This is a genomic window from Candidatus Schekmanbacteria bacterium (genome assembly GCA_003695725.1).
Taxonomy (GTDB): domain Bacteria; phylum Schekmanbacteria; class GWA2-38-11; order GWA2-38-11; family J061; genus J061.
Window position 1 is genome coordinate 1 of sequence record RFHX01000085.1, and the last position, 8,153, is coordinate 8,153.

Consider the following 8,153-nt stretch of genomic DNA (forward strand, 5'->3'; position numbering starts at 1 on the left):
GTATTGGAACAACAGGCCCTCTAATTTATCTTATTTATCTGGCATATCGTTTTAGCAATCCATTCATTTTTTACAAATCTCAATTTGTAGAAGGATGGGCAGGAACTTTTCCTCTGAAAATTCTTCAAACAAGTTTTACTTCATTTATCAATGCAAAATACATGACAACGAGATTCTATCCTGCTTTAAATTTATTCTATTTTGTTCTTTTTATTTTCTCTCTCATAATGTGTATCTATTCATGGAACCGTCCGCGTATAAGTTATTCCGTTTGGGCATCATTGACCGTTATTGTATCATTTGTAAGAATTGAAAGCATGGGGAGATACACGAGTGTATTATTTCCCGCATTTATTGTGTTGACACTGATGCTTAAAAACAAAATCCTTTACAGAATCTTTCTATATGCAAGTATTTTTTTACTCTGTGTTTTTACTATTCTCTTCAACCACTTCTACTGGGTCGCCTGAAGCTTATCTTACTTCACACCCATAAAAATTGCATAATGTCTGAAACGCCATATAAGTTCATATTTTGAAAATCCTGCTTTCTTCATATGGTATAGATGATTTTCCGCAGGCATTGTATTGACTCCAAGGCGCCCTCGTTTTTCCTTATACATTTTGTCCATATCTTCATCGGTTACAGTTATATTCATTACCTCTTTAAACCTCCTCTTTAAAAAAAGACGATGATTTTTTTCTATCTGCTTTTGAATGATTTTGTGTGGAGATTCAACAGCAGTAGAGTATATCAGTACACCTTTCTTTTTCAATAATTCTAAGATTTCATTAAACAAAGGCTGTCTTCGTTTTGTAGCAATATAATGAAAGCACAGGGAAGATACAATGACATCAAATTTCAATTTTCCCAAAGGTGCATACCATTCACTCTTATTAAAATCAGCAATAACAAATTTCATTGGAGCGCCTTCTTTTCCTTCAAATCTCTTTCTTGCCTCCTCAAGCATTCCTTCCGATGCGTCTGAAAATATATAGTTGGATTTCGGGAAATAACTCAATACTTTCTGAGTCAACGCTCCATTACCAGCACCTATCTCGAGAATCGTAAGTTTTCGCTCTGTATCGAAGGGAATCATCTCGGTGATAGTTTGCAGCATTTCATCTTTCTTTGGTATTACCACACTTTGAAAATCGTCAAATCCTTCAACCTCAGAATCCCATGCTTTCCCATAACCTCCCAATGATTTCTTCCTCATTTCTATTACCCTCCTGTACTTTTTTCTACAAATCTTCAAACAGGCAAAGAATCTACTTTTTCTGAAAAAACATTAAAATTGCATATCTTTGAATTTTTCCAAAATTTATGTTTTCCTGCTTATAAAAGATTATTTGAAATAACTATTTGCATATCTACCATCTCTATACTTCTTCCCTATGGCATCATTTATCCCATTATCTAACTTCTATTTTTACCATAATACAGCTTGATTAGATTGGGCATTCTCCTTCTTTTAAAAATTTGAACCTCACTTAGTGCTTGAAGACGATACCGGAAAATGATTCCCAAATATGCTTATGCTTCTCCTTGATAAAAAACCACAAATCACTATTCTAATATTTATGGCATCGACAACAGTCAATCTTCGCGGACACCACCTTCTCTGCCTTTTGGCTTTCAGAGGCAAAGGATATAATCGTGCATTTATTAATAATCTTGCAAAGCTACAGGAAAAAATAAGAAACGATAAGAAGATAAAAATCAAAATTGTCGAAGGAGCTGATGACATTTGCGTACAATGTCCTTATCTTAATGGCAATACCTGCTGTAAAGAAGCTGAGGAAAGAACCCAAAAAATCAATAAAATAGATAACAATATTCTGAACAAACTTAACTTTAAAAAAAACGAAATAATTACACTTTCTGATTTGGTCAAATCGCTTTCCCAAATACCCAAACAAGAATTGGCGAAACTTTGTTCTTCTTGCTCTTGGTTGAAAACTGAAAACTGCCCTAAGGAAATTATTTTATTTATTCATTCTTTTTCCACTTGAACCTTTTTCCCCCTTCTGGTCCGCCAAGACTCAAGTATGTAACCTCATCCGGTTCTATTTTGACAAAGGTAATCCTCTTCAAAATATCTTCCATTGGCACTTCTTTTTTCAAAAAAGGCGAATAAATTAGGCCTGTCTCTTTGTTCTTTCTCTGTTCAAGCCGTTCAATCATCCCTCTCTTTTTTGCACGCTCCATAAATTCATCACGATTATTTTCATATGTTATAAGTTGGGCTTTACCCTGTATCTGAAGACTGATATTTTCAACTCCTTCCTCAATCCTTGAATATATGGCGGCTGCAACATTGGGATTTGCTTTCATATTTTCTACTTTCCCTCCGGGATCAGCGACAATCCATATTGTCATCCCTTCGCTTTCAAAAGAAACAGGAGTTACACGCGGAATATTGTCTTTACAGGTCCCAAGAGCAAGATAACCGCCGCCATCAAGAAAATCGATTATCATTTTTTCAATTTCTTTTTTATCAGGCATTGTCCCCTCCTCATATATTAATAATTTCTTCCTCAATTATAATCATATGCTATAATTTTGAAATGTTTAGGTCAAATTTCTTTTTCAGGAATCCCCCAATGATTTACTTTTATACATTAATGGTGTATTAAAGCACATCTATCTCGAATGGCAAATTGGAAATGGCAAACAAAAAATTGGAAGAAGATTTAAAATTTCTCAAAAAAACTCTGACCTTAGCAAAAAGAGGAATTGGAAGAGTTAGCCCTAATCCTCTTGTTGGTGCTGTAATAGTCAAAAATGGCAAGATAATCGCAAGCGGCTACCATAAAGCTGCCGGAGAAAAGCATGCTGAAATTGTTGCTTTAGATAAAGCAGGTATAGAAGCTAAAGGCGCTACACTTTATGTAAACCTTGAACCATGCAGTCACATCGGAAAAACAGGACCTTGCTGTGATGAAATTATCAAAGCAGGAATCAAAAGAGTTGTTTTCTCTGTGAGCGATCCAAATCCATTAGTTAATGGAAAGGGTGAAGAAAAACTTAAAAAAGCCGGGATAAAAGTTTCAAAAGGACTCCTCGAAAAAGAAGCAAATGAATTAAATGAAGTTTTTTTCAAATTTATCAGTAAAAAAATGCCTTTTGTAATAATGAAAAGTGCATCAAGTCTTGACGGTAAAATTGCCACATCAACTGGGGAATCGAAATGGATTACAAGTATCGAATCAAGAAGATTTGTTCATAATTTGAGAGCATCGGTTGATGCTTTGCTGATTGGCTCAAATACATTGAAAAAAGACAATCCTCTGCTTGACACAAGACTGATAAAAGCAAAAAAATTACCTGCTGTTGTCATTGTGAACACCAATTTGACCTCAAATATGAATGCTGAAGTTTTCAAATCGACTGATAAAAGGAAAGTTTTTATAGCTACAGCTGTAGGCAAATCTAAGAGAAAACAAATTGAACCATTTTATAAAATGAATATTGACATAATCTTTTGTAAAAAATTTGAAAATCAAATCGACCTCAATGACCTTATGACGAAACTTGCTGAAAAAAATATAACATCAGTGATGATTGAGGGAGGCGGAGAAATAAATGCAAGCGCGCTGAAGCAAGGAATAATAGACAAATTTTTTCTTTTCTTTGCTCCAATCCTAATTGGAGGCAATAACGCAAAAGGATTTGTCGGAGGTAGCGGCATAAAAAAATTATCAGAAGCATATAAAATGGACATTACGAAAATAAAAAGAATTGGCAGAGACATATTAATTGTTGGAAAAATGAGCTGAAAAGGAATATGACAATGGAAACAGATCTTCTAATAATCGGGAGTGGAATAGCCGGACTTACTACTGCTCTCACAGCATCTAAAAAAGGAATCAAGGTAACTGTCATCACAAATGGGCCTGAAATCTATGAAAGCAACACCTATTATGCACAGGGTGGAATAATCTACAAGGGCAAAGGCGATTCTGCAGAACTTCTCAAAAAAGACCTGCAAAACGCAGGAGCAGGATTATGTAATCCGAAGGCTATCGATACTTTGGCATCGATGGGCCCAAAGTGCGTTGAAAATATACTGATAAAAGAGCTTGATGTGGATTTTGACCGCACAAGTGATGGAGATTATCACATAACCGAGGAAGCGGCGCACTCTTTGCCTCGTATCATTCATTCGCGCGATTTAACAGGAAGAAGCATAGAGATTTCTCTCTTAAGAAAAATTAAAAAGATAAAAAATATTACTCTCAAAAACCAAATGACAGCAATCGATTTGCTCACTTTTTCACATCATTCCAAAAATCCCCTCGATATTTACAGGCAGCCTGAATGTTTTGGAGCTTATGTTTTTGACCAAAAAGCAGAAAAGGTAGTTCCTTTCTTTGCGAAAGAGACAGTGCTTGCAACAGGTGGAGTTGGAGCGCTTTTTCTTCACACAACAAATCCCAAATATGCCAGAGGGGACGGTATTGCAATGGCAAAGAGAGCGGGTGCTCAAATACTCAATATGGAATACATCCAGTTTCATCCAACGGCGCTCTATCATAGAGACGGCGAAAGATTTCTTATTTCTGAATCAATGCGTGGAGAAGGAGCAGAATTAATAAATAAACAGGGCAAACCGTTCATGGAAAAATACCATAGATTAGGCACACTTGCTCCTCGCGATATCGTTGCAAGAGCAATTCATGAAGAAATGATTAAAGATGACAGCGAATGCGTTTATCTTGACATAACATCCAAGAAGCCTGAATGGATAAAAGAAAGATTCCCAAATATCTACGAAAAATGCCTTTCATACAACATCGACATTACAAAAGACCCTATACCAGTAGTGCCTGCGGCTCATTACTTATGTGGTGGAATCTTTGTTGATAGTAAGGGGAGAACATCGATTAAACGGTTGAGGGCTGTTGGAGAAGTATCCTGCACAGGGATTCATGGTGCAAACCGTCTTGCCAGCAGTTCGCTACTTGAGGGGTTGGTATGGGGATATCTTGCAGGCAAAGACATAGCAAACATTATTGTATCCAAAAAAGAAAAATTTGAGTTTCCAAAAGTAGAAGGGTGGAAATATGAAAAGGAGGCTATAGACCCTGCACTCATTGCGCAGGATTGGTTGACAATCAAACATACTATGTGGAACTATGTCGGGCTTGTACGGTCAAGCAAAAGGCTTGCAAGAGCAGAAAGAATTTTTTCTGAATTGACAAATGAAATAGAAGAATTTTATAGATACTCCGTTCTTAGTGATGACCTAATTGGACTTCGAAACGGCATACAGGCAGCACAAGTTATTCTTAATGCTGCAAGGTCAAATAGAAAGAGCAGAGGATGCCATTATCGGACTGATTAAAAAAGGATTTTTTCATAATCTGCCGTAAATAGCTTAAAATATACAAAACCACAACATAAGGTATTTTTTTCTTAAAAAAACAACAATATATTGCATTCTATCTTGACATTACTTTGAAATCTCATCTATACTTGATTTATCATTTTTAACTATAGGTTTAATCATAGGAGATAATAAATTGAGAATAGTAAAACTTGAAATGCGCGGTTTTAAATCATTTGCCGACAAAACAGAGATGATTTTTGAGCCCGGAATAACAGCAGTTGTCGGTCCAAATGGCTGCGGGAAAAGCAATGTTTCCGACGCAATAAGCTGGATTTTAGGCGAACAAAGCGCAAAACATCTTCGCGGTAAAAGTATGGAAGATGTTATTTTCAACGGCACTGTCGATAGAAAACCTCTCGGTATGGCAGAAGTCAACCTTACAATCTCCAACGATAATGGCGATTTTGGCGAGCGTTATAAACATTTCACTGAAATAATGATAACACGGCGTCTTTATCGCTCAGGGGAAAGTGAATTTTTTATCAATCGCATTCCTTGCCGCCTTAAAGACATCACTGAAATTTTTCTCGATACAGGACTTGGGACAAAAGCATGCTCGATAATAAAACAGGGAGAAGTAAATGAACTTCTCACATCTCAACCAGAACAAAGAAGGCGTCTAATTGAAGAAGCAGCAGGTATTGAAAAATATCAAATGCAGAAAAAGGAAGTTCAAAGAAAACTCGAAAAAACAGCTTTAAATTTAGAGCGAATCGAAGACATAGTGAGTGAAGTACGAAAACAGGTCAATTCATTAAAAAGACAGGCGGCAAAGACAAAAGCATTCAATCGTTTGAAAGAAGCAGCCACTAATCTTGAAAGCACTCTTTCCGCACTCGAAATTAAAAAAATCAGAGAAGAAAAAATACCATTAGAAGGAAAATTAAAAGAAGCAGAAAACGAAAAGGCAAAGATATCAGCAGAGCTTTCAACTATCGAAAACAATATCGAAGAATTGCGTTTATCCACTTTGAGCGAAGAAAATTTTCTCAAAGATAAACGGAATGAGCTTTACGGAGTAGAAAACGATATCAGAAACCTCGAAAGCCGCATTGAAATAATAAAAAATGAGATTTCTCATTTAAGAGATGCCGCTGAATTATCAAGGAAAAATATTTCTATTTTTGAAGCAAAAAAGGAAGAATTTGAGAAGAATTTGAATGAAATCACAAATGAGCTTAAAGGTTATGAAGAAAAAATTAAAGATTCTCAAAGTAGAGTCAAACAAAAGGAAGAAGAACTTGCTCATCTTAAATCAGAAATTTCATCTCAGCTCAATCAATTAAATGAAAAAAAGAATAGACTTCAATCCTTCCAAACTGAAATCGTTACATGTGAAAACTTTCTCGATGAAGGTGAATTAAGAATTGAATCTATAAAAAATAAAATTTCCCATTTAGTTGAAGACAAAAATGAAGCCGTCGATAGGAAACAAAAACTTGAAGAAGATATAAAGTCTGTGGAAGAATCGATTGAAGGCGCTAAAAAGAAATCGAAAGAGCTTGCTCATAAAAAGGAATCGATATTGTCTGAAATTGAATCATTGAAGGAAGATGCAAAAAAAGAAGAAAGTAAGCTTCAGGATATAAAGGAAAGATTGTCTCTACTTCGCTCAGAACACTCATCATTGGAAAAATTTTATAAAAATCATGAAGACCTTTCTGAAAGCTCAAGGAAAATTCTGTCAGCAAAAGAAGATATCACAATGGGGAACGGCGCTGTTGAATGCGCTTTATCAGAAATAATTGAAGCAAAACCAGGATACGAAATTGCCATTGAATCAGCATTGAAGAACTATATTGACGGAATTCTTGTCGATTCTATCGAAACGGCTGAAAAATCAGTTCATTATTTAAAACAACAGAATGGAGGAAAATGCGTATTTCTACCTGCAAAATTAAGTAGCGATGAAAGTAATAATGCTTCTGATGAATTCCTGACAAGGGATGGAGTTTTGGGCAAAGCGTCAGACTATGTGAGCTGTGATGAGAAGTATCGTGGCATAGTTGATTTTATCTTGAAAGACATAATGATAGTTAAAGATTTTGAAAGCGCACTGACTGTCCATAAAAACAACGGACATAAATTTACACTTGTCGATTTGGAGGGTGATGTAATTGTCCCAGAGGGAATTTTAAGAGGCGGATCTGCAAATGAAAACGACGGTGGAATACTTCTTAAGAAGAGGCGAATTAAAGATTTGGCTGAAGAGATAGAACGCTTTTCAAAAGAAGAAAACGAATTGAATGAGAAAGTTGCAAACATAAACATAAGAATAGCCGAACTCACGAATGAGGTCGAGGGTATTGCCGAAGCTGAAGAGGAAATAAAAAATAAATTGGCAAATCTCGACAAATCTCTTGCAATAAAAGTTGAAGAAAGAAACCGAATGCAGGAGAAGATTGAAGATATTAAATTTGAAATAGAACAATATGAATATGAAAAAAATGAGATCGTTGAAAAAACTGAAAATCTGAAAGAAAAAATTGATTCTCTGAAGAGCGAAAGCGCAAAAGTTGAATCTGAGATCGAAAGTTTAAAGGAAAAAATGGGCGGAACTGAAAAAATCTTGGAAAAGACACAAACAGAATTGACTGACTGTAAAGTTGGATACACTCGCACCATTGAAGAAGAAAAAAGACTTCGTTTCCAAATAGAAAACTACGAAGATTCAATCAAAGAGTTGATTTCAAAAACTGAAAATGAAAAAAATTCTGTTGAAGAATCCTCTAAACGTCTCAGTCAAAAAGAAGAAGAA

7 protein-coding genes are annotated in these 8,153 nt (G+C 35.5%); 5 read left to right on the top strand and 2 right to left on the bottom strand.

The window, feature by feature from the left end:
• Positions 1-470, top strand: a 470-nt coding sequence (locus D6734_03550) for a hypothetical protein (GenBank protein RMF96521.1), incomplete at its 5' end; no start/stop codon positions are given.
• A gap of 8 nt (positions 471-478) precedes the next feature.
• Here the strand turns inward: D6734_03550 and D6734_03555 are convergent.
• Complete coding sequence (locus D6734_03555; GenBank protein ID RMF96522.1) at positions 479-1,219, bottom strand: class I SAM-dependent methyltransferase; 741 nt, start codon at positions 1,217-1,219, stop codon at positions 479-481.
• A gap of 313 nt (positions 1,220-1,532) precedes the next feature.
• Between D6734_03555 and D6734_03560 the strand changes: the two genes are divergently transcribed.
• Entirely contained in the window at positions 1,533-2,015 is a 483-nt protein-coding gene (locus D6734_03560; protein RMF96523.1) for a DUF1284 domain-containing protein, read from the top strand.
• On the opposite strand, the gene D6734_03565 is transcribed toward D6734_03560, so the two are convergent.
• A complete protein-coding gene (locus tag D6734_03565; protein ID RMF96524.1) occupies positions 1,993-2,508 on the bottom strand; it encodes a hypothetical protein in 516 nt (171 codons plus the stop codon). The two genes, D6734_03560 and D6734_03565, sit on opposite strands and share 23 nt — an antisense overlap.
• 161 nt (positions 2,509-2,669) lie before the next feature.
• Between D6734_03565 and ribD the strand changes: the two genes are divergently transcribed.
• The 3 genes from ribD to smc form a co-directional block, all read left to right on the top strand.
• Positions 2,670-3,782, top strand: a complete 1,113-nt coding sequence (ribD, locus tag D6734_03570) for a bifunctional diaminohydroxyphosphoribosylaminopyrimidine deaminase/5-amino-6-(5-phosphoribosylamino)uracil reductase RibD (GenBank protein RMF96525.1) — start codon at positions 2,670-2,672, stop codon at positions 3,780-3,782.
• An 8-nt stretch (positions 3,783-3,790) separates the two neighbouring features.
• Positions 3,791-5,350: an L-aspartate oxidase gene (nadB, locus tag D6734_03575; protein ID RMF96526.1), complete on the top strand. Its 1,560-nt coding sequence runs from the start codon at positions 3,791-3,793 to the stop codon at positions 5,348-5,350.
• A gap of 178 nt (positions 5,351-5,528) precedes the next feature.
• Positions 5,529-8,153 (top strand): chromosome segregation protein SMC (smc, locus tag D6734_03580; protein ID RMF96527.1); only part of this gene is annotated, 2,625 nt, incomplete at its 3' end.